Here is a 19645-nt window from a genome sequence, read left to right on the forward strand (position 1 = left end):
CTCCCAATTCTGCCGCATATCTTCAGGCTGTAGCGCGGGGATGGCAATCTGTCAGCCCGTTCTCACCACAAAAGAGGCAGATGCTGCATAAATAGGCTACATGCTTCGCGCTGAAGCCGGAAATACCATGGTCGCGGTCAGACCCGGATGGACATCTGCCCCGGCATTCGTCTGTGACAGTTCCAGACGCCCGCCATGCAGTTCCATGACCGCCTCAACAAGCGATAGGCCAAGACCGGTGCCCGGCTTTGAGCGGCTCTCGTCCAGCCGCACGAAGCGCTTCACCACCTCGGAGCGTTTGTCCTCCGGCACGCCCGGCCCGTGATCGCAGACGGACAGATGCAATTCCTCGCCCTGTCGCTTCAGGCGCATCAGGATCGGGCGGTCCTGCTCGCCTTTGGCTGCGTATTTGATGGCATTGTCGAGCAGGTTGAACATTGCCTGCCCGATAAGCTCCCGGTTTCCCTGCACGGCCTGGCCGGGCTCGATTTCAGTCACCAGCGAAAGTCCGGCCTCTTCCGCAACCGGCTCGTAAAGCTCGGCGGAATCGGCACAGATGGCGGAGATGTCCACCGGCGTCATTTCGGCTGCAATCGAACCGGCCTCGACCCGGGAGATCATCAGAAGCGCGTTGAACGTCCGGATCAGCTGGTCTGACTCGCTGATGATGCCTTCCAGCGCCACACGCCGAACCTCTCCATCATCCTCATCCAGCGCGTCGGCTGCCTTGTTGCGCAGCCGCGTCAAAGGCGTCTTCAGATCGTGGGCGATATTGTCGGAAACCTGCCGCAGCCCCTCATTCAGCTTCTCGATGCGCTCGAGCATGGCGTTGAGAGACTCGGAGAGCCGGTCGAATTCGTCGCCGGAAACGCCGACCGGCAGCCGTTGTGACAGATCGCCCGCCATGATCTTGGTGCTTGCCGCCGACATACGATCGATGCGCCGCAAGGCGTTTCGCCCGATACCGAACCAGATCACCAGTGCACCGAGACCCATGATGGCCAACGCCACCATCAGCGCGCGGCGCACAATGCCTCGGAAACGCCCCGGTTCGCCCAGGTCGCGTCCCACCATCACCCGCAGGCCGTTGTCGAGGAAAAATACATTCGCCGTTGCAACATGCGGACGCGGCGGCCCCTGCTCCGTGAAGGGCTCATAGCGGAACGGCATCCGCGTCCAGCCCTCCTGATCCAGAACGCCCGGCTCCACGGAAGCTACGTTCCCGGCCAGCATCTCGCCCGTTGGGCTTGCAATGACATAGAGATTGGCGCCCGGTTGCCGTGCACGCCGCTCCATGGTCCTCAGAAGCAGGTTGATGCCGCCGCGATCATAGGCTGCGCGAATATCGGCGGCTTCCTGATTGATACTCTCTCGAACCTGCTGCGTCAGAATTCGCTCTGACATGGCCGTCACATAGACGACCAGAAAGGCGGCGCAGAGCGAGAACAGGATGATGTAGAGCGCCGACAGCCGAACGCTGGTCGAGCGAAACAGCAGGCGAAGACGGCTCATGCTCAAGCTTCGTCCTTGATCATGTAACCGGCGCCGCGAATGGTCTTCAGCAGCGGCTTGTCAAAATCCTTCTCGATCTTCGAGCGCAGGCGCGAAACATGCACGTCGATGACATTCGTCTGCGGATCGAAATGATAGTCCCAGACATTCTCCAGAAGCATCGTCCGGGTCACAACCTGACCGGCATTCTTCATGAGATATTCCAGCAACCGAAACTCGCGCGGCTGAAGGAGGATCTCCTTGCCTTGACGGCGAACCTCATGGGAAAGCCGGTCAAGCTCGAGATCGCCGACACGGTAGGTCATCTCCTGCTCGGGCGTCCCTTTTCGCCGACCCAGCACTTCCACGCGCGCCAGAAGCTCGCTGAACGCATAGGGTTTGGGCAGGTAATCGTCGCCACCCGCACGCAGGCCCGTCACGCGGTCGTCCACCTGTCCAAGTGCAGAGAGAATGAGAACGGGCGTATTGATGCCGCGCTTGCGCAATTCACTGATCACAGACAGCCCATCGCGCCGCGGCAACATGCGGTCGATGACCATGACATCATAGGCGTTTTCAGAACCCATGAAGAGGCCGCTTTCGCCATCGCTGGCGTGATCGACCACAATACCCGTCTCGCGAAAGGCCTTGGTCATGTAAGCGGCGGCTTCGAGATCGTCTTCAATCACAAGAATCTTCATGTGCGGGACAATAGCCTCGCGACCCTGCCCGGTGGAAGGGGTTTCAGCGGGCTTCTCCATGCTTTCCTGCTGTAACGGCATTGGTGTCTCCCTGAAATCGAAAATGAAAATGGCGCCGAACCATTGCTGGTCCGGCGCCCCAAACAAGAGGAGTTGACCGGTCCCTTAGCCTTCGTTGATCGGAAGTGCGATGAAGCGGCTGCCGCTCTGCGATTCGATCTGGAACAGCGCCCGGGTACGGCCATCCTTGCGGGCGGCGGCGATGGCCTTGGTAATGTCGGCTGCCGTTGCGACCTGCTGGTTGTTGACGGCGGTGATCTTCTCACCTTCCTTCAGTCCCTTGGCTGCAGCTTCCGAGTCCGGATCGACATCGGTTACCGCAACGCCCGTACCATCATCGGAAGGGCCGACGGTGATGCCAAGGTTGGCAAGCGCCTTTTCGCTCGAAGGCTGCGCCTGCTGCTGGCTCTGCTGCGTTTCGGCCTTGGAGGCTTCGTCGCTTGCGAGATTGCCGAGCGTCACTTCAACGGATTGCGCCTTGCCGCCGCGCCAGATGGAAACATCCACCTTCTTGTTCGGGCCGATGGCTGCAACCTTCTTGGCCAGGTCACGGGCATCCTTGATCGGCTCGCCATTGACGGCGGTGATCACATCACCCTGCTTGATGCCAGCCTTTGCGCCCGGAGAACCGTTCTGCGGAGACACGACCAGCGCACCCTTGGCTTCTGCAAGACCGAGCGATTCCGCGATCTCCTGCGTCACCGGCTGGATCTGGACACCAAGCCAGCCGCGCTCCACCTTGCCGCTCTTCATCAGGTCGGCCACCACATCCTTTGCGGTGGAGGCGGGAATGGCAAAGGCGATGCCGACACTGCCGCCGGAGGGCGAGAAGATCGCGGTGTTGATACCGACCACTTCGCCGTTCTGGTTGAAGGTCGGGCCACCGGAGTTACCGCGGTTGACCGGCGCATCGATCTGGATGAAGTCGTCATAGGGACCGGAACCGATATCGCGGCCACGGGCAGAGACGATACCGGCCGTGACTGTGCCACCGAGACCGAAGGGGTTGCCGACGGCAACGACCCAGTCGCCGACGCGGATCTTCGCGTCATCGGCAAACTTCACATAGGTGAACTTGCGCTTGGTATCGACCTTCAGGACGGCGAGATCCGTCCGGCTGTCCTTGCCGATCAGCTTCGCATCGAGTTCGGTCCCGTCGTTCATGACCACCGTATAGGCCGAACCGTCAGCCACGACGTGATTGTTGGTGACGAGATAGCCGTCTTCAGAGATGAAGAAGCCGGAGCCCTGTGCGACAGGACGCATGTAATGCTGGCGGTTGCCGTTGCGGTTGTTGCGCTCGGCGCGGTCCTGGTTGCGGCCGTTCGGCATCTGGCCGCCAAACTCACGGAAGAAGCGCTTCAACGGATGGTCGTCCGGAAGCTCGTCAAAGCCGCGGCCTCCAAATGAGAAGCCATTGCTGGCATCGTCCGAGGCTGGCGTCGTATCGGATTTAACGCGAACGGAAACAACGGCAGGCGATACGGCGGAAACGACATCTGCGAAGCTTGGAACCTGCGGCGAAGCAACAGTCACCGGCTCAGCATAGGATTGATAGACTTGTGCGGGAATGCCGGTCGAAAGCATTACGGCTGCGAGGCCCGCCACAGTGGTTCCCTTGAGAATGGTCTTCAGGGAGGGGCGTCCGATCTTGCTCATGGTTCGATACCTTTATCATCATTCAGACTGGTTGCCGGAGGTCCGGCGGCGGTGGATGACTGAAGATATAGGTGCCGTGACCTTAACTGCACGTGTCCGATGGGTGAAATGTTTGTAATGTTGCGGAGAGCGGAAAAAACGCCGCTCAGCCCTCTTCCTTGCGCAGCAGTTCCGCCAGTCGCGCCTGCTCTTCCGCCGTCAGGGCCTTCTCAGCACCCGTCGTGGGACGGGAGCGGCGAGACAACCGGTAGACTGCAATTCCGCCGATGATGAAAAGGACCGCAGGGGTTGCCCAAAGCGCGACCGTCTGGGCGCTTAGTCGCGGCTTCAGCAGCACGAATTCGCCGTAGCGCGAGACGAGATAGTTGATCACCTGCTCGTCGCTATCGCCCGCCGTTATCCGCTCGCGCACCAGCACGCGCAGGTCCTTGGCAAGCTCGGCGTTGGAATCGTCGATGGACTGGTTCTGGCAGACCATGCAGCGAAGCTGAGCTGACAGGTCACGGGCGCGCTGCTCCAGCTTCGGGTCCTTCAGAACCTCATCGGGATTGACGGCAAGAGCAGTCACCGGCGCCAGCATCAGGCTCGCCAGCAGGACGAGAGGAAAACGCCTCTTCATTGCGCAGGCTCCATGGCGGGCTTGGCCGGCTTTGCCGCCTTTGCTCTGCGGCTTGGCGCGCCAACACGCAGGCGGCGGTCAGAGAGCGAAACAAAGCCGCCAATCATCATGATCAAGCCACCAAGCCAGATACAGAGAATGAAAGGCTTCCACCAGATGCGCACCACGATGCCGCCATCGGCCATCGGGTCGCCCAGCGACACATAAAGCTGGCTGAGACCGAAGCTAACGATACCGGCTTCCGTCGTCGGCATGCGGCGCGCGGTGTAGATGCGCTTCGAAGACCAGACGTCGGCAACGGCAACGCCCGCCTTGCTGATCGTGAAATGCGCTCGCTCTTCGGTAAAGTTCGGGCCGACCGCTTCCTTCATGCCATCGAATACGAGCGTATAGCCGCCTGCATCCGCTGTCATGCCCTGCTTCATTTCCAGCACGTGCTCGGTCTCGAAAGCCGTCACCGCCACGATGCCCAGCACGGTAACGCCAAGGCCCATATGCGCCAGCGCCGTTCCGAAGGCAGAGCGTGGAAGCCCCTTCAACCGGGCAAGGGCAATGGAAAAAGCCAGCTTGCCGAAGTTGGCGCGGTACCAGAGGTCGACCAGCGAACCGAGAATGAGATAGATGCCGAGCGCCAGACCGAGGAAGGCCAGAACAGGGCCGCCATTTTCTACGTAGTAGATCCCGAGCCCTACAACCAGCGCCAGCCCCGCAACGAGATAGAGCCGCTGCATGGCGCCCAGGAGATCACCCCGTTTCCAGGCCAGAAGCGGCCCCATAGGTACGATCAGCAGAAGCGGAATCATCAACAGGCCGAAGGTCAGGTTGAAGAAGGGTGCGCCGACGGAAATCTTCTCACCCGTCAGCGTCTCCAGAACCAGCGGATAAAGCGTGCCGGTCAGCACCGTCGCGGTCGATACCGTCAGGATCAGATTGTTGAGAACCAGAGCGCCTTCGCGGGAAATGGGCGCAAAGATGCCGCCGCTTTTCAGTTGCGGTGCGCGCCAGGCAAACAGTGCAAAAGCTCCGCCGACGAAGATCGAGAGGATGGCCAGAATGAAGGTGCCGCGGGTCGGGTCTGTCGCGAAGGCATGCACGGAGGTAAGAACGCCGGAGCGGACGAGGAAGGTTCCGAGCAACGACAGCGAGAAGGTGATGATCGCCAGAAGCACGGTCCAGATCTTCAGCGCCTCGCGCTTTTCCATCACCAGCGCCGAGTGCAGAAGTGCTGTTCCCGCAAGCCACGGCATGAAGGAAGCGTTTTCGACCGGATCCCAGAACCACCAGCCGCCCCAGCCGAGCTCGTAATAGGCCCAGTAGGACCCCATGGCGATGCCAGCCGTCAGGAAGGTCCAGGCAGCCAGCGTCCAGGGGCGAACCCAGCGCGCCCATGCCGCGTCGATGCGTCCTTCGATGAGGGCAGCAACGGCGAAGGAGAAGCAGACGGAAAAGCCGACATAGCCGAGATACAGCAAAGGCGGATGCACTGCGAGACCGGGATCCTGCAGGATAGGGTTCAGATCCTGCCCTTCCGCGGGTGCCGGCATCAGGCGGATGAAGGGATTGGAGGTCAGCAGAATGAACAGCAGGAAGGCGACCGTCACCCAGGCCTGCACGGCCAGCACGTTGGCCCGCAATGTTTCCGGCAGATTGCGCCCGAAGAATGCAACGAGTGCGCTGAACAGCGTCAGGATCAGCAGCCACAGCATCATGGAACCTTCGTGGTTCCCCCAGACGCCGGAAAGCTTGTAGACCATGGGCATCAGCGAATGGGAGTTCTCCCAGACATTGCGCACGGAAAAATCGGAAACCGCATAGGCCCAGGTCAGCGCCAGAAACGAAAGCGTCACCATGCCAAAGAGGATGATGGAGCCCGAGGGTGCCAGCGCCATCAGCGCCGCATCGTTCCGCCGCGCACCCACAACGGGCGCGATGGAGACGATCAGGGCAATCGCAAGCGCCAGAACCAGCGCATAATGGCCGATCTCGACAATCATCGCGTCACACTCCCTTTGGCGCCGGTGGTCGGGCTGCCTTCGCCCTCCTTCCAGACGCCGTCCGCCTTCAGGCGATCCGCCACTTCCTTCGGCATGTAGTTCTCATCATGCTTGGCCAGCACCGAATCTGCAACGAAGGCACGGGAAGACGTGAACACGCCTTCGGTCACCACGCCCTGGCCCTCGCGAAACAGGTCCGGCAGAATTCCGGTATAGCTCACAGGTACGCTCGCCGAGCCATCGGTCACCTTGAAGCTCACGGTCGATCCGGCCCCACGCTGAACGGAACCAGCCTCGACCAGTCCACCCAGACGGATGCGCGTTCCCGGCGATACCTCGTTCTTGGCAAGATCGCTCGGCATGAAGAAATAGGCGACCGACTGGCTGAAGGCGAACATCACGAGCAGCACGGCAATCAGGATGAAGCTCATGCCGCCAGCAATCACGGCCATGCGTTTCTGTTTGCGCGTCATTGCACGATCCCCTCGCCCAGTCCAATCTCACGCGCCAGCGCCACAAGCCGCTGACCCTCGCCCGTCTCTGCGGGAAATGTCTTCAGCCCTGTCTGAAGGGCATTGCGGGCGTCCTGCTCGCGGCCCAGCACCATGTAGGAGCGCACCAGCCGCAGCCAGCCCTCGATGTTTTTCGGGTCAGATTTCAGCCGCTCGGCAAGGCTTTCCACCATGCCCGCAATCATTACCTGCCGGTCCTGCCCGGAAAGGTTCTGGGCGGCGGCAACATCGGCAGCGCTCGGATTCCCGGGTGCATTCTCGCTATTGGCGGCAATGTGCTGGTTCACGAGGCTTTCCCATGCGGCTCCGGGGGGCGAATCTCGCTTGATGGCGTTGAAGGCGGCCAGCGCCTCCGCCTTGCGACCCGCCTGCTCCAGCCCGAGCGCCACATAGAAGCGCGAGCGCATATTGTCGGGTTCCAGCGCCACCGCCTTCTCGAAGAAGCCGCGTGCCTCGTCGGTCACGATGCCCTGATTGGCGGCGACCATGGTTTCGCCCAGGCCCGCCAGTCGTTGCGGTGTCGCGCCCAGGATGCGGATCGAATTGCGAAACGCCTGGTCCGCATCGGCAAAGCGGCCGGATCGCATGTAGATCGGCGCCAGCAGATCCCAACCGGCCCCGTCATTGGGGTTCTGTGCCAGATGCCGTTCGGCCTTGGCGATCAGAAGTTCGATATTGTTGCCCGGATTGGCAAGGCGTGCCGCCAGCGGCTGGTCGGGCATGCCGGGGCTTCCCAGCATCAGATAGCCCGCAAGTCCCACGATAGGCGGACAGAGAATGACCAGAAGCGTGGTGATGCGATGCGGGCGCGGCAGGGCGGCGGGCGTCAGGCCCCGCTGCGGCGCGTCGGTGGCAGCCAGCAAACGGCGTCCGATTTCGGCGCGCGCGTAGTCGGCCTCCTTCTCGCCGAGAAGACCGAGCGCGAGATCGCGATCGATCTCCTTCATCTGGTCGCGGTAAACCGCAGCCTCGTCTTCACGGGCCGTCGTCGGTTGCGGCCTTGGCTTCATCAGCGGCGCGATCAGAAGACCTGCCACTCCAGCCGTCAGTACTGCGATAAGAATCCAGAAAATCATTGAAGCCAATTACGTCAAGCGCACCACTATTCCAATCGGATCGGGGACGATGACACGAATTTGAGGCGTTTGGCCGCAACTTCGTGAACAGTCTCCTCTCTCCTATGGACGGACTGCCTGACACGGGCCTTGATTTGCGTCAAGCAAGGGCGCGAAACACAATTGGTTCAATGGGAAGGAGAACGCGGTTCAGCTCAGCGGAGTCCAGGCTCCATCGGCATTGCGACAGGCCGTGCCGCGCGCCTTCAACTCACGTTCGTTGATCGTCAGCGTGTGCGTGTAGCTGCGGCAGTTCTGTGAACCCACCTGATAGGGCGCTGCTGCCACCACCTCGCCGCTGATATTGCGGCCTTTCCATTCGGTCGACTGTCCGACCTCGGAAAACTCCAGCGCGCGATATTCCGCTTCCAGCGCCCTTTGGCGGTCGCTTTCGCTGAGCTGTGTCCCGGCACGGCTGACGATACCCCCCTGAAGCGCCACAATGAAATTGTTCGGCGGCGCCTTGGCAAAGAGCCCGCCACGATTGCCTCCGGTCGATGTGCAGGCCGAAAGCAGGCTTGCAGCAAGAACAGGCCAAACGACGAATTTCACAGCGCGGACTTCCATTCTACTCCAACCGTTTCGTGCTTGCGTAGACAGTTATCTGGTATCTACGCACCTGATTTTCAAACCTGAACTCGGCCCATTACGTCACTGGCCATGCACGTCGACTGTGGCGAAACCAAGCGAAGGTTTGAACTCTGTTTGTAGCGTGCTGGCACAGAGTGTCGAGCCGGAAAGCGATCAGTGTGCCATTTATACCGCACTGCGTCGGTCCCAGGATGCAACTCATGCCGCGTCGCGTGAAATTCCCGGCAGTGTCAGCACAGCGCGCAAGCCCCCGCGACGCCCGCGCGAAAGACGGAAACGGCCCTGATATTCACGGGCGATTTCGCCAACGATCGAAAGTCCAAGACCCGTGCCGGGCTTGCTTTCATCCAGCCTGCGACCGCGCTTCATGGCTTCCTTGATTTCGTCGGGGTTAAGGCCCGGCCCATCATCTTCAACAGCAATTTCCACCCAGTTGCGCCGGGCCGGATCTTCCCCCTCGGGTGCCAGTGACGGCATGATGGTCAGCCAGACGCCGCTCCTGGAATGGCGCGCCGCATTCTCCAGAAGGTTGCCGACCGTTTCCTCGACATCCTGCTGCTCCATGGCAAGTGCCAGATTGGCCTGTGTCGCGATCAGTTCGAATGTCTTGTCGGGATTGAGGCGCCGCATCACCCGCATCAGGCGCTCCAGCACCGGCTCGGCATCGGTTCGCGCCAGCATGGATTCGCGCTGGGCGGCAATGCGGGCGCGGTTCAGATAGCTCTGCACCTGGCTCTGCATGGCTTCCGCCTGCCCGCGCACCACGTCTCCACGGCCCTTGTCGATGAGGCGCGATTCGTTGAGAAGCACGGCAATCGGCGTCTTCAGTGAATGGGCCAGATTTCCCACCTGCGAGCGGGCACGCTCGACAATGCGGCGGTTGCTGTCGATCAGTGCATTCATCTCGATGGTCAGCGCATGCACTTCACGGGGAAACTCGCCTTCCAGACGCTCCGCCTCCCCGCGTCGCACCTTTTCCAGCGCTCGGCGCGCTTCGTCCAGCGGTCGCAGACCGAAGAGAATGGCAAGACCGTTGACCACGAGGCTGCCGAGGCCGAAGACCACCAGCGCGATGTAGAGGCTCTGGGTGAAGGCCTGCACATCCTCCGTTACCACGGTCAGGTTGCCTGTCACGCGAAAGCGCGCCGCCCTGCCCTCGCTGTCCAGCACCACCTCTGTTTCCGCCACCAGCACATTGTTCCCGAAGGCGTCGATGGCGGGATAGAAGCGCTCATAGCGATTGTTGAAGGGTACGTTGAGGATGGACGGCACCTTGATGTTCGACGTGCCGAGCGACGAAGATGACAGCGGCGTCGCGGCAAAGGTGCCAAGCGGCTCGACGATCCAGTACCAGCCGGTTTCGGGCTGGGAGAAGCGCAGGTCACCCAGTTGCGGATTGCCCGCAAGCGCGTTGTCTTCGCCAATGGTGATGGAGTTCACCACGTTGTAGAGCTGCGCACGCAGCAGATCGGTAAAGGCGCGTTCGGCGGATTTCGTGTAGAGCGCCGAGATCACGAGCGCGATCACCACCAGCGCCACGCCCGACCAGGCAGTCGCCAGCAGCAGAACGCGCGCCGTGACCGATCTAACGTACATCGGATGGTGCTTGCATGCGGTAGCCAAGACCACGAACGGTCTCGATCAGGTCGACACCGATCTTCTTGCGAAGACGTCCGACAAACACCTCGATCGTGTTGGAATCGCGGTCAAAATCCTGATCGTACATGTGCTCGATCAGTTCGGTACGGGAGACGACCTCGCCCATATGGTGCATGAGATAGGACAGCAGGCGAAACTCGTGCGACGTCAGCTTCATCGCCACGCCGTTCACCGTCGCCTTGGAGGCCTTTGTGTCGAGCTTCACCGGCCCGCAGGTGATTTCAGAAGAAGCATGTCCGGCAGCGCGGCGAATGAGGGCGCGAACGCGCGCCAGCACTTCCTCCACGTGGAAGGGTTTGGCCACATAATCATCGGCACCGGCGTCAATGCCGGCCACCTTGTCGCTCCAACGGTCGCGCGCCGTCAGCATCAGCACCGGCATTGCCTTGCCTACCGCACGCCATTTCTCGACCACCGTGATGCCGTCCATCTCTGGCAGGCCGATGTCGAGGATGACCGCGTCATAGGGTTCGGTCTCGCCCAGATAATGCCCTTCCTCGCCGTCGAAGGCCTGATCGACCACATAGCCGACCTCCTTCAGCGCATCGGTCAGCTGGCGGTTCAGGTTGCTGTCGTCTTCGACCACGAGAATGCGCATGGAAATCCTTGATTCGATGGAATACGAGAAGCGGCTTTTCGCCTTCTACTACATCGGCACCCGAACAGTCACCTTGCGCGGGCGCTCTCCGCTACCCTGCACCAGAACGGTCACAATGCAGGTCGCTCCGTCCTTCGACGGTTGCGCCGACAGAAGTTCGCCGCCGGTCTCCCGCACAACCTTGGATGCGGCGTCGCCACAATCTCCGGCAACCAGAATCAGGTAGTCGCGGGCGAAGGCATGAGCAGCAGACAGGCTGAACAAACCTGCCGCGACCATCGCGATTACCTTGAGTGATGCCATGACGACGACTTCCGATTACAAAATGCTAGGCCTGATAACCCAAACCAACTGGCAAATTATGTATCGAATGACGGCTGAATGGCAAATGAATGTGCCCCTCAGCCGTCATGCAGACAATGCTTATACGTCAGGTTCCGACAATGGGTTTGGTGGCCGCCAGCCGCCCGTAAATGGCCAGAAGCGCGCCGAAAGCGCCGCCTGCGCTGGTCAGTGCATCCACGAGTGCTGCCTGTTGCTCATAGGGAAACAGATGTCCCCGCGCCTGAAGAATTGAGGCGAAAAGCGCAATCAGCCCGCCCCAGACAGCCTTGGATTCGTACCATGTCTTTGCATTATCCATTTTAAATAACTCCCTGCTTTTTCACGATAATAACTTGATCTCGGGTAATGCCCCGCGGCACCGCCCGCCCCAGCTGCGCCAGGCGCACACGGAAACTTGTTTGAATAAATCCGAAATCGCTCAATTCCTGAGAAAGATCATACTGATGAAGGCAGGCATCGACCTCGGCCTGGGCCACCACGGCGCCGGTTGAAGCATGCAGCAGTTCGAGCCGATAGCGTTCTTCCGATTCATCGAGGGCTATGTCGTATGCGTCCCAGTCATCGGCATTGATGCGGCTCCGGCGCACCCAGCGGAAGGACACGCCGTCTTCCCGCCGTTCAGCTTTCAGGTGAACAGGCGCCAGCGGTGTCTCAGCTCGCAGTCCTGCGACAGTCTGACGCGGTCCGTAGCGACCGGCTTTCGCGCCAACCGGTTCGACGATCCAGTTCAGCGCCAGTCCGCGTTCGCTCTCCGTCAGCCCCAGCGGCACCACGGCTTCATCCAGCACAACCACCTGTGCTCCGCTTGCCGCGCCTGCCGCCATGGCATCCTCGGTCCCGGCGAGACCGCGCAGCAGGTTGGAAAGTCGAAACCGCCCCGGTGCCACTTCCTGCGCTGTGGCAAAGGCCAGCACTTCCCACACGCCGTTATCGGCCATCACCGCCAGCCGGTTCTCGCCAGCCTGTACGGCAATCTCGCTCGCGGAAGAAAGCCCGCCGAACGGCAGATCCACCTCGATCATCGACACCCTGTCGAACCGCCCCCAGGCACCGGCCACCAGCGCCGCGGTCAGCCGCCCAATGCGGGCCGGCCGATCGACCAGCACCCGACTGCGAAATCCTTCCGTGGTGGCAGAGCTTGAAACCAGCATGCGCGTCCAGGGTTTCGCATAGGCCGCAACACGGGCAAAGCTCTCCGCCTCGCCACTGGCGAAGCGTGGCAGATCGAGAAAGGCGATCAGCGGTGCAAATGCGTCGGATGCGGCGACCGCGCTCACCCGTTCCCGGGGCGCGGGGCGGTTTGCGACACTCGCAACCGATTCGTGCCTGCGCGCCTCCACCCGCCGCATGTCGCCATCCTCGATCCGCATCACACGGTAGATGCCGTCCGGCCCATCGGTCAGCTGAACCCCGTCCCCCGGCGTCAGCCTTACATCGTTTGGAGCAAGCGAAAATCGAATGGTCTGGCGGGACAGGTGGTTGTCGCGCAGCAGCGCTTCCGTGGCTGCCTGCGCCGCCTCATCGGCCATTGCGCCCGGAATATCTGCCCGCAACACGCGGTTCGTCGCCCCCGGAATGCGGCGGGAGCGCGTGGCTGCCTGCTCGTAGTCGAGATCGGGGTTGGCAAAGCCCAGCACGGCCTCCGCGGCAAAATCGCTGTCATGGCCGCGCGTCTCGCTCCAGGCCGCCTCACCCTCACGCTCGGCCAGCACATCGATTGCCGTCGCGGCCAAGCTGGCCTTGCTGCGCGAGCGGAAAATCAGCCGCCCCTCCACTTCCGTCACATCCAGCAGAAAACCTTCCACCAGCGGCGTCAGCATCTGGCGCGCAGAGGCAATGTCTGCCTGTACATAACCGGTCAGGTCGCCGCAGACTTGGCTCACATCGAAATCTGTCAATCCGTGATCGGTCAGGATCGCGGCAATGGTGTCGGCAAGCGTCCCTGCCCCCAGCCGTCCCGTCAGCCAGTGGCCCAGCCGCCAGTTCTCGCCATCGTTCCAGATGGATGTGGCTTGCGGAAAAGCGGGGTAAGGCCGCGCATCCCAGCTCCAGACGAATATATGCCCTGCATCCACCATGCCAGCGGGCGCGTCATTGCCCTGCCAGAACCCGTGATGCGCGTCGAGAAAACGGCGCTGCATCGCGTCAGACCGTCCGCCGCTGGAGAAGTAGGGCCAGCCGCTCTCGGAAGATTTCGGGTCCACGAACAGGTTCGGCTGGTTCGCCCCCTTGTCGATGGCGGGGCAGCCCAGTTCGGTAAACCAGATCGGTTTCGAACCCGGCACCCAGGCGGTCGGGCTGGCGCTCTCGGTGCCGCCTGTCCGGTCGAAGTGATGGTTCCCCCACCAGCCGGAGAGATCCTTGTAGCGGAACACCCAGGGCTTGCCCGCCAGTCCATCGGTGATGGGCGAGCGCAGCCGCGCCCTGCGGTCCTCGTCGCTGGCATAATACCAGTCGAAGCTCTCGCCGCGCGTGATCGCCGCTTGCATTGCCGCCACATCCTCGGCGCTTGTCATGCCATCCGGGTTTGTGCCCATCAGGTCGTCATCGCGCCAATCGGAAAGCGGCATGTAATTGTCGATCCCCACGGCATCGATGGCAGGCGAGGCCCAGAGCGGATCGAGGTGGAAGAACACGTCGCCGGTCCCGTCATTCGGGTGATAGCCGAAATATTCGCTCCAATCGGATCCATAGGTCAGCTTGATGGATGGCCCGAGCCTCGCACGGCAATCGCCTGCCAGTCGAACCAGTTCCGCCACGAAGGGAAAGCTGTTTCCCGCCCCGCGCACTGTCGTCAGCCCGCGAAATTCCGAACCGATGATGAAGCCGTCCACGCCACCCGCTGTAGCGGCCAGATCGGCGTAATGCAGCACCATGCGGCAATAGCCCTCGGTGCGATTGCAGAACTGGTCAATCTCGCTCGCCGCCTCCACTGTCTTGTCCGGAGAGCCTGCCTGCCCCGGCGCCGGATGGCAGGTGATGCGCCCTCGCCACGGATAGACGGCCTGTTTCGACCCGCCATAAGGGTCCGGCAGCGTGTTGTCTTCCGCCACATCCATCATCACGAACGGATAGAGAAAAACCTCGATGCCCCGCGCCTTCAGGTCGGCAATCGCCTGTTTCACGCTCTCGTCGGAAGGCGTGCCGCCATAGGCCGGCGCATCGTTCCTGCGGCTCACCAGATGCGCATCGGCTCGCTCGATGCCCGCCACGTTCCAGGGCATGCTCTCTCCCTCACGCGCAAGGAATTCAACGCCGGGCACGATCCGGCATTCGCCAGCCCGAAGGTCGGTGCCGAACCAGCTGACCACCAGCGCCACGCGTTCAAGGTTCGGGCACAGCGCCTGCAATTCGTCGAGGGATGCTTCCCAATCGGTCGCGGCCATGCGGTTGTTGCGGTTGAGAATTCGGGCACTACCCTCACCGGTGTCTTGCGTCACCTGCACCGTTGCATAGCCATGCTCGCTGGAGCCGGGAATGATCGTCACGGCCCGGATTTGCGCTTCCAGCATGCCGATGGGCCGCACGACCTCGAACTGCAGCAGCGGAATACGATTGCCGAAATCGCCGAGCGGCAATCGCTCGAACACGACATAGGCAAGGCCCCGAAAGGCAGGCGCGTTTCCTGCTCCCTGCTTCGCTTCGATCAGCGGATCAGGCAGCTGGTCCTCGCTGCCAGGGTAGAACCGCATCTGAATTGTCGTCAGGTCCAGTTCGCGGCCATCGGCCCACACGCGCCGCACATGCGCCACCTCGCCCTCACAGAGCCCAAGCGCGATGTTGGCATAGTAGGCGAAGCTCTTCACCTTCTGCCCGCCGGTCGCCTTGCCGCCGCTGCGCTCCGTGCGCACCTCTTCCTCGAAGCGCGTTGCCCAGATCAGCGTGCCGCCAATCCTCATCGTGCCGTAAAGCCGGGGGATGGCCGTGCCTTCATCCGCTCCGGCCAGTCGCGCTGTGGCAAGGCGTGGGCCCGTGACAGTGGGCGAACCAAGCAGCGCCCGGTCCACCGCCGCGCCGGCCAGCCCGCCTGCCGCACGCCCCAGCATCGCGCCCACAGGACCGAAGACGGAGCCGAGCGCCGCCCCCGCCGCCTGAAACAGAATGGTAGCCATGGTTGTGAAGTCCTTGGGTTTATTGGGAGGCTTCAGAGAATGTCAGTATCACCCCACCCGATGCTAACGCATCGACCTCCCCCTCAAGGGGAGGTGGGAACTGGCCGCTCCTTTGCCGTCTTTTCCACCAGCCGCAGTGGACAGGAGATAGACAAGCAGATGCCACGCTCACCCACCTCCCCTTGAGGGGGAGGTCGGCGCAGAGCGCCGGGTGGGGTGACAGATCGCGGCAATCACTGCAGCTGAGAGAAGGCGAGCGAATGTTTCCTGCCGATCTCCCCCCGCTTCAAGGGGGAGATGCCTGGCAAGGCAGAGGGGGGTGCTTCACGCTTGGCACGCTTGGCCGGGGTGACAGGTCCCTAAACACCCACCCCAAAGCGATGCACGGCCACGATCCGCCGTCGCCATGCAGGAACGAGACTGGAGCGGGTCACCGCCGCCTGTTCGTAAGCGTGGATGAAACTCGTCTCATCGGCCAGAATGCCCGCATGTTTGGCCGCACATCCCGCCTGCCAGCGAAACAGCAGCACATCGCCCGCCTGCATGTCACTGCCCGGCACCGGGGCACCGAACAGCGCCAACGCCGCCTTGAGCAGCCGCTCCTCGCCCGCCCGCTCGGCCCAGTCCGGCGCATAGGGCGGCACGGCCAGCGGTGGTTCGCAGCCGTAAAGCTCGCGCCAGACCCCGCGGATGAGACCGATGCAATCGCATGCCACACCCTTCGTCGCACCCTGATGCCGATAGGGTGTGCCGATCCAGCTTTCCGCCAGCGCCACCACAAGCTGCCCCATCATGGAAACAGCACGCCGCCATCGTGCTGGCCGTCTCCATCTGCATAGGAATAGCTGAAATCGCTTCCGGGCATGTGGGGAAAGCCGCGAAAGTTCAGGCCATTGGCGAAGCGGGCGCGGCAGGTCGCAAAGCTCTTGTCGCAGCCAGCCGTCAGCAGCACCGCCTCGCTCTCGGCCACGTCGCGCTCCAACGGCAACCACAACGTCAGCCGCCCAGTGCCGCCTTCTTCTGCCACATGCCGCTCGATCATGGCGGTCGAGCCATCGGCAAAACGCAAGCTCCCCTGATCGAAGAAGCCGCTCTCGCGCTCGACCAACCCCGTCACGGTCAGATGGCTGCGGTCGCGTTGGGCGCTCACCGTCGCGGCAGACTGGAACGCGCTGAGTGAAACCCGGCAACGGCCGTCGCCCAGGCTTGCATCGCAGCGACGGCCATAGACACGCCCCTGCGGCTGGTCGAGACGATGCGCCATGCTGCGCAGTTCTGCGGTAAAGGCGCCGCCTGCCCGCGTCACCTCGCCGATTTCCCGCACATCAAGCCGCGTGAACTGCGAAGGGTCTGCCCAGTTCACCAGAAACAGCTCCACCCGCGCATGGTCGAACCGGCCTGCGGCAAGCTCGTCCTCGGCAATGGTGTCGCTGAAAAAGCCGCCCTGCACCTCGCCCGCATTGGCCGCCATGCCGCTTTCGGCCTCGTTGTCGCTGGCGGAAAAGCCGCTTGCCGCGCGGCAGAGCGTACCATCCACCGCCAGGTCGTCGTCATGGTCGGTAAAGCCCAGCACCACGCCATCGGCGCGTGTCACCCGCCAGGCATGGCAGGTCGTCGTGGCATCGCCCGCCAGATGGGCCGCCAGTTCCGCCGGTATGTGTCTCACGGCAGGATCTCCTTGATCGGAATGGCCGGAATTCGACCGGCGTTGAAGGCGGAAAGGTTTACGTCGATGCGGTCGGTGTCGAAGCGCACCGGCACGTCGAACTCGAAACCGGCGCGGATTTCGGCCCTCTCCGGCGGCACATGGGCAGCGTCGAAGGTCACGATCCCCGTTGCGGCTTCCAGCGTGAAGCGGTCGGAGGAGATCTCCTCACCGTCCACGCTCACCCGCACGGTTCCCGCCACCGGCTTGGCAATGGTCCGTCGCGTTTCACCGCCGTTGTCGCCATAGGTCTTGATCAGCTGGAATGTGCGCGTCACCCAATCGCCGGTGCCAATCCACTGGTCGTCGGCGCTCACGTGTCCTGTCGGCCCGCAGGATTTCCAGTCCAGCGGATCGCGAAAGCGAAAGCCGTAAAGCTCGCCCATCCGCGCCTCGAAGAATTCCAGCACCTCATAGAGATCGGCAATCGAGCGGACACCGGAACCGGCATCGTAGACCCGCCTTGCATGGCGCCAGCGGGCGTTGCGGTTCTCGCGCCCGTTGGACAGGTTCACGATGTCGGTACGTCGCACAGGCCCGCCGCTCGTGCCCAGCGCCAGCCGCAGCGGAAAGCGCACCTCATGAAATCCGGTCATGGTTTTAGTCTCTTCTATTCTCGAAAAGCTTCATGCGGGAACTCACCCCTCTGGTCTGCCGACCATCTCCCCCTTGAAGCGGGGGAGATCGGCAAGACGCATCCGCTCGCATTCCTTACCAATGGCGGTTGCCGCAAAGGGTAACACTACTGAGGACCGAGAGCCCGCCACGAGTCGATCTCCCCCCTTGAGGGGGAGATGCCTGGCAAGGCAGAGGGGGGTAACATTTTCAACGTCAAAACGGCCCTCACACACCCCGCCGTCCGCGCGCCACACTGCGGGCCAGCATGGCAGTAATCTGGCCCTCGCTGCGCTTGAAGCTGGCCGCGTCCGTCGCCGTCACGTTGAACACGATCTGCCCTGAGGCTCCCCCAGAGCCGCCGGACATCGCCACGCCCAGAGCGCCATCGGCGCCACGCTTCAGCGGCAGAATGGCTTCCGCCCCCGCCTCGCCCATCAGGCCGGTCGCGTTTCCCCCCATGGAAAAGAAGCTCGGGCTTCGCACCACGCCACCATCGGCAAAGGGCGTCACCTTTCCGGCTACGCCCGAACCGAGGGAGCCGAGCAGGCTTCCTGCAATGCCGGACATTGCGTTCTCCAGCGGCTTCAGCGCAGCGGCAAGGGCAATGTCGCTCAAGCGTTGCCCCAGTCCACGCAGCACAGTGTCCAGGCCTTTGCCGTTGAGAGCCGCTCCCTGCAAAGCGCTTGAAAGCGCCGAGCCGAAGCTTTGCGAACGCGCCTGCAGATCCTGCATCGAGCGGGAAAGCGCCTCACTGGTGGAAAGCGCGTCATCCAGTCCACGGCCCGTGGAAACAGTATCGGTCATCGGTCACCTCAAGGGAAAGAAGGGGGCGTGTCGGGAAAGGCGGCCATCAGCGCCGCAAGCCCTGCGCGGTCCAGTCCGGGCGGGCGGGGACGAAAGGCCCCTGCCATCCCCATGAACTCACGTGGCGAAAGCTGCCAGAAGATGTCGGGAGGAAGCCGCAACAGGCAAAGCCCCACATGCAGCACGTCCGGCCATCCAGCCGTCGCGCTGTCATGCGGGGCGCCCGTTGCGGCGCTCAAGGGCGGGGAATTGGGTTCCCTCGCGCGCCAGTCGTCATTCCGTCACTAAAGGCCGCCTCCAGCAGTTCGGTGGCAATGCGAGCGCAGGCGGTCACGCCGCCGTCCACATTCATGTCGGCCACTTCCTCGTCGGGAAACAGATTGCCGCCGCCGCGCAGTCCGGCGCCGATAACCCGCACCAGATCGGCCGCCTTCAACCGTCCGCTGGCAAAATAGGCCGCCAGCTCGGAAAGATCGGCCACGCCGAAAGCGGTTTCCAGTTCGGCCAGCGCGCCCAGCGTCAGGCACAGAATGCGCCGCTCGCCATCGATCATCGCCTCCACCTCGCCGCGTTGCCGGTTGGCACGGCGATGCAATCCCAGTCCCTTGCCCGTCGTCTCGGTCGTCTGCATCAGATCGCTCCGAACGTCAGCTGACCGGCGGATTCCAGCGCGATCTCGAAGCGCACTTCGCCAGTGTGCTCCCCGGAATATTCCAGCGAGGTCATCTGGAAGGGTCCGCTGATCGTGCCGAAGGACGGGATCACCACCTGAAAGTTCAGAATGCTGCCGGCGAAGAAGGCGCTGCGGATCATTGCATCGGAGGTCTGGTCCTTGAACAGTCCTGCCCCGTTCAACGAAGCGCGCTGAATGCCTGCCCCACCCAGAAGCTCACGCCAGCGTCCGGCACTTTCGGCATCGGTAATGTCCACAGTTTCGGCATTGAATGCCAAGCGTTTGGAACGCAAACCCGCCACGGTCTGCCAGCCTGCGCCATTTTCCACCTTCAACAGAAGGTCACGTCCTGCCTGTGCCACCATTGTAATAAATCCCTGTTGAATAAT

Annotated in this window: 20 protein-coding genes; all 20 read right to left on the bottom strand. The window is 62.4% G+C overall.

Annotation, left to right across the window (positions count from 1 at the left end; all coding sequences use genetic code 11):
• Positions 1 to 96: 96 nt before the first annotated feature.
• Positions 97 to 1512, bottom strand: a complete 1416-nt coding sequence (locus ASD54_RS01405; RefSeq protein ID WP_062552808.1) for a HAMP domain-containing sensor histidine kinase — start codon at positions 1510 to 1512, stop codon at positions 97 to 99.
• A 2-nt stretch (positions 1513 to 1514) separates the two neighbouring features.
• Positions 1515 to 2252, bottom strand: a complete 738-nt coding sequence (locus ASD54_RS01410; protein WP_062553221.1) for a response regulator transcription factor — start codon at positions 2250 to 2252, stop codon at positions 1515 to 1517.
• Positions 2253 to 2357: 105 nt separating this feature from the next.
• Positions 2358 to 3911, bottom strand: a complete 1554-nt coding sequence (locus ASD54_RS01415) for a Do family serine endopeptidase (protein WP_062552809.1) — start codon at positions 3909 to 3911, stop codon at positions 2358 to 2360.
• A gap of 145 nt (positions 3912 to 4056) precedes the next feature.
• On the bottom strand, positions 4057 to 4530 hold the full coding sequence (locus tag ASD54_RS01420) for a cytochrome c-type biogenesis protein (protein WP_062552810.1): 474 nt from the start codon (positions 4528 to 4530) through the stop codon (positions 4057 to 4059).
• Positions 4527 to 6524 carry a heme lyase CcmF/NrfE family subunit gene (locus tag ASD54_RS01425; RefSeq protein WP_062552811.1) on the bottom strand — a complete coding sequence of 666 codons (1998 nt, stop codon included), beginning with the start codon at positions 6522 to 6524 and terminating at the stop codon, positions 4527 to 4529. Before ASD54_RS01425 ends, ASD54_RS01420 begins: the two co-directional genes overlap by 4 nt.
• Complete coding sequence (gene ccmE, locus ASD54_RS01430; protein ID WP_062552812.1) at positions 6521 to 6997, bottom strand: cytochrome c maturation protein CcmE; 477 nt, start codon at positions 6995 to 6997, stop codon at positions 6521 to 6523. Before ccmE ends, ASD54_RS01425 begins: the two co-directional genes overlap by 4 nt.
• The gene (gene ccmI / locus ASD54_RS01435) at positions 6994 to 8112 is read right to left on the bottom strand and encodes a c-type cytochrome biogenesis protein CcmI (RefSeq protein ID WP_062552813.1); all 1119 of its coding nucleotides are present in this window, start codon (positions 8110 to 8112) and stop codon (positions 6994 to 6996) included. Before ccmI ends, ccmE begins: the two co-directional genes overlap by 4 nt.
• Positions 8113 to 8301: 189 nt before the next feature.
• Positions 8302 to 8718, bottom strand: coding sequence for a hypothetical protein (locus tag ASD54_RS01440; RefSeq protein WP_062552814.1), 417 nt, complete (start codon positions 8716 to 8718; stop codon positions 8302 to 8304).
• 222 nt (positions 8719 to 8940) lie between these two features.
• Positions 8941 to 10338, bottom strand: a complete 1398-nt coding sequence (locus ASD54_RS01445; RefSeq protein ID WP_062552815.1) for a HAMP domain-containing sensor histidine kinase — start codon at positions 10336 to 10338, stop codon at positions 8941 to 8943.
• Positions 10328 to 10999, bottom strand: coding sequence for a response regulator transcription factor (locus ASD54_RS01450; RefSeq protein WP_062552816.1), 672 nt, complete (start codon positions 10997 to 10999; stop codon positions 10328 to 10330). The genes ASD54_RS01445 and ASD54_RS01450 overlap by 11 nt, the downstream gene beginning before the upstream one ends.
• Positions 11000 to 11047: 48 nt before the next feature.
• Positions 11048 to 11302 (bottom strand): hypothetical protein, encoded by a 255-nt coding sequence (locus ASD54_RS01455; RefSeq protein WP_062552817.1) that lies wholly within the window; start codon positions 11300 to 11302, stop codon positions 11048 to 11050.
• A 127-nt stretch (positions 11303 to 11429) separates the two neighbouring features.
• Positions 11430 to 11642 (bottom strand): hypothetical protein, encoded by a 213-nt coding sequence (locus ASD54_RS01460; RefSeq protein WP_062552818.1) that lies wholly within the window; start codon positions 11640 to 11642, stop codon positions 11430 to 11432.
• Between the two features lies 1 nt (position 11643).
• Positions 11644 to 15456, bottom strand: coding sequence for a glycoside hydrolase/phage tail family protein (locus ASD54_RS01465; protein ID WP_062552819.1), 3813 nt, complete (start codon positions 15454 to 15456; stop codon positions 11644 to 11646).
• A 359-nt stretch (positions 15457 to 15815) separates the two neighbouring features.
• Positions 15816 to 16250 carry an NlpC/P60 family protein gene (locus ASD54_RS01470; protein WP_062552820.1) on the bottom strand — a complete coding sequence of 145 codons (435 nt, stop codon included), beginning with the start codon at positions 16248 to 16250 and terminating at the stop codon, positions 15816 to 15818.
• Entirely contained in the window at positions 16247 to 17122 is an 876-nt protein-coding gene (locus tag ASD54_RS01475; protein ID WP_062552821.1) for a DUF2163 domain-containing protein, read from the bottom strand. The genes ASD54_RS01470 and ASD54_RS01475 overlap by 4 nt, the downstream gene beginning before the upstream one ends.
• Positions 17119 to 17757 (bottom strand): DUF2460 domain-containing protein, encoded by a 639-nt coding sequence (locus ASD54_RS01480; RefSeq protein WP_062552822.1) that lies wholly within the window; start codon positions 17755 to 17757, stop codon positions 17119 to 17121. The genes ASD54_RS01475 and ASD54_RS01480 overlap by 4 nt, the downstream gene beginning before the upstream one ends.
• 247 nt (positions 17758 to 18004) lie before the next feature.
• Positions 18005 to 18583, bottom strand: a complete 579-nt coding sequence (locus tag ASD54_RS01485; RefSeq protein ID WP_062552823.1) for a phage tail tape measure protein — start codon at positions 18581 to 18583, stop codon at positions 18005 to 18007.
• 8 nt (positions 18584 to 18591) lie between these two features.
• Entirely contained in the window at positions 18592 to 18822 is a 231-nt protein-coding gene (locus ASD54_RS25870; protein WP_156379004.1) for a rcc01693 family protein, read from the bottom strand.
• The gene (locus ASD54_RS01490) at positions 18819 to 19214 is read right to left on the bottom strand and encodes a gene transfer agent family protein (RefSeq protein WP_062552824.1); all 396 of its coding nucleotides are present in this window, start codon (positions 19212 to 19214) and stop codon (positions 18819 to 18821) included. Before ASD54_RS01490 ends, ASD54_RS25870 begins: the two co-directional genes overlap by 4 nt.
• Positions 19214 to 19621: a phage major tail protein, TP901-1 family gene (locus ASD54_RS01495; RefSeq protein ID WP_062552825.1), complete on the bottom strand. Its 408-nt coding sequence runs from the start codon at positions 19619 to 19621 to the stop codon at positions 19214 to 19216. The genes ASD54_RS01490 and ASD54_RS01495 overlap by 1 nt, the downstream gene beginning before the upstream one ends.
• Positions 19622 to 19645: the final 24 nt, after the last annotated feature.

It is taken from the genome of Rhizobium sp. Root149 (genome assembly GCF_001427345.1).
Classification (GTDB): Bacteria; Pseudomonadota; Alphaproteobacteria; order Rhizobiales; family Rhizobiaceae; genus Neorhizobium; species Neorhizobium rhizoryzae.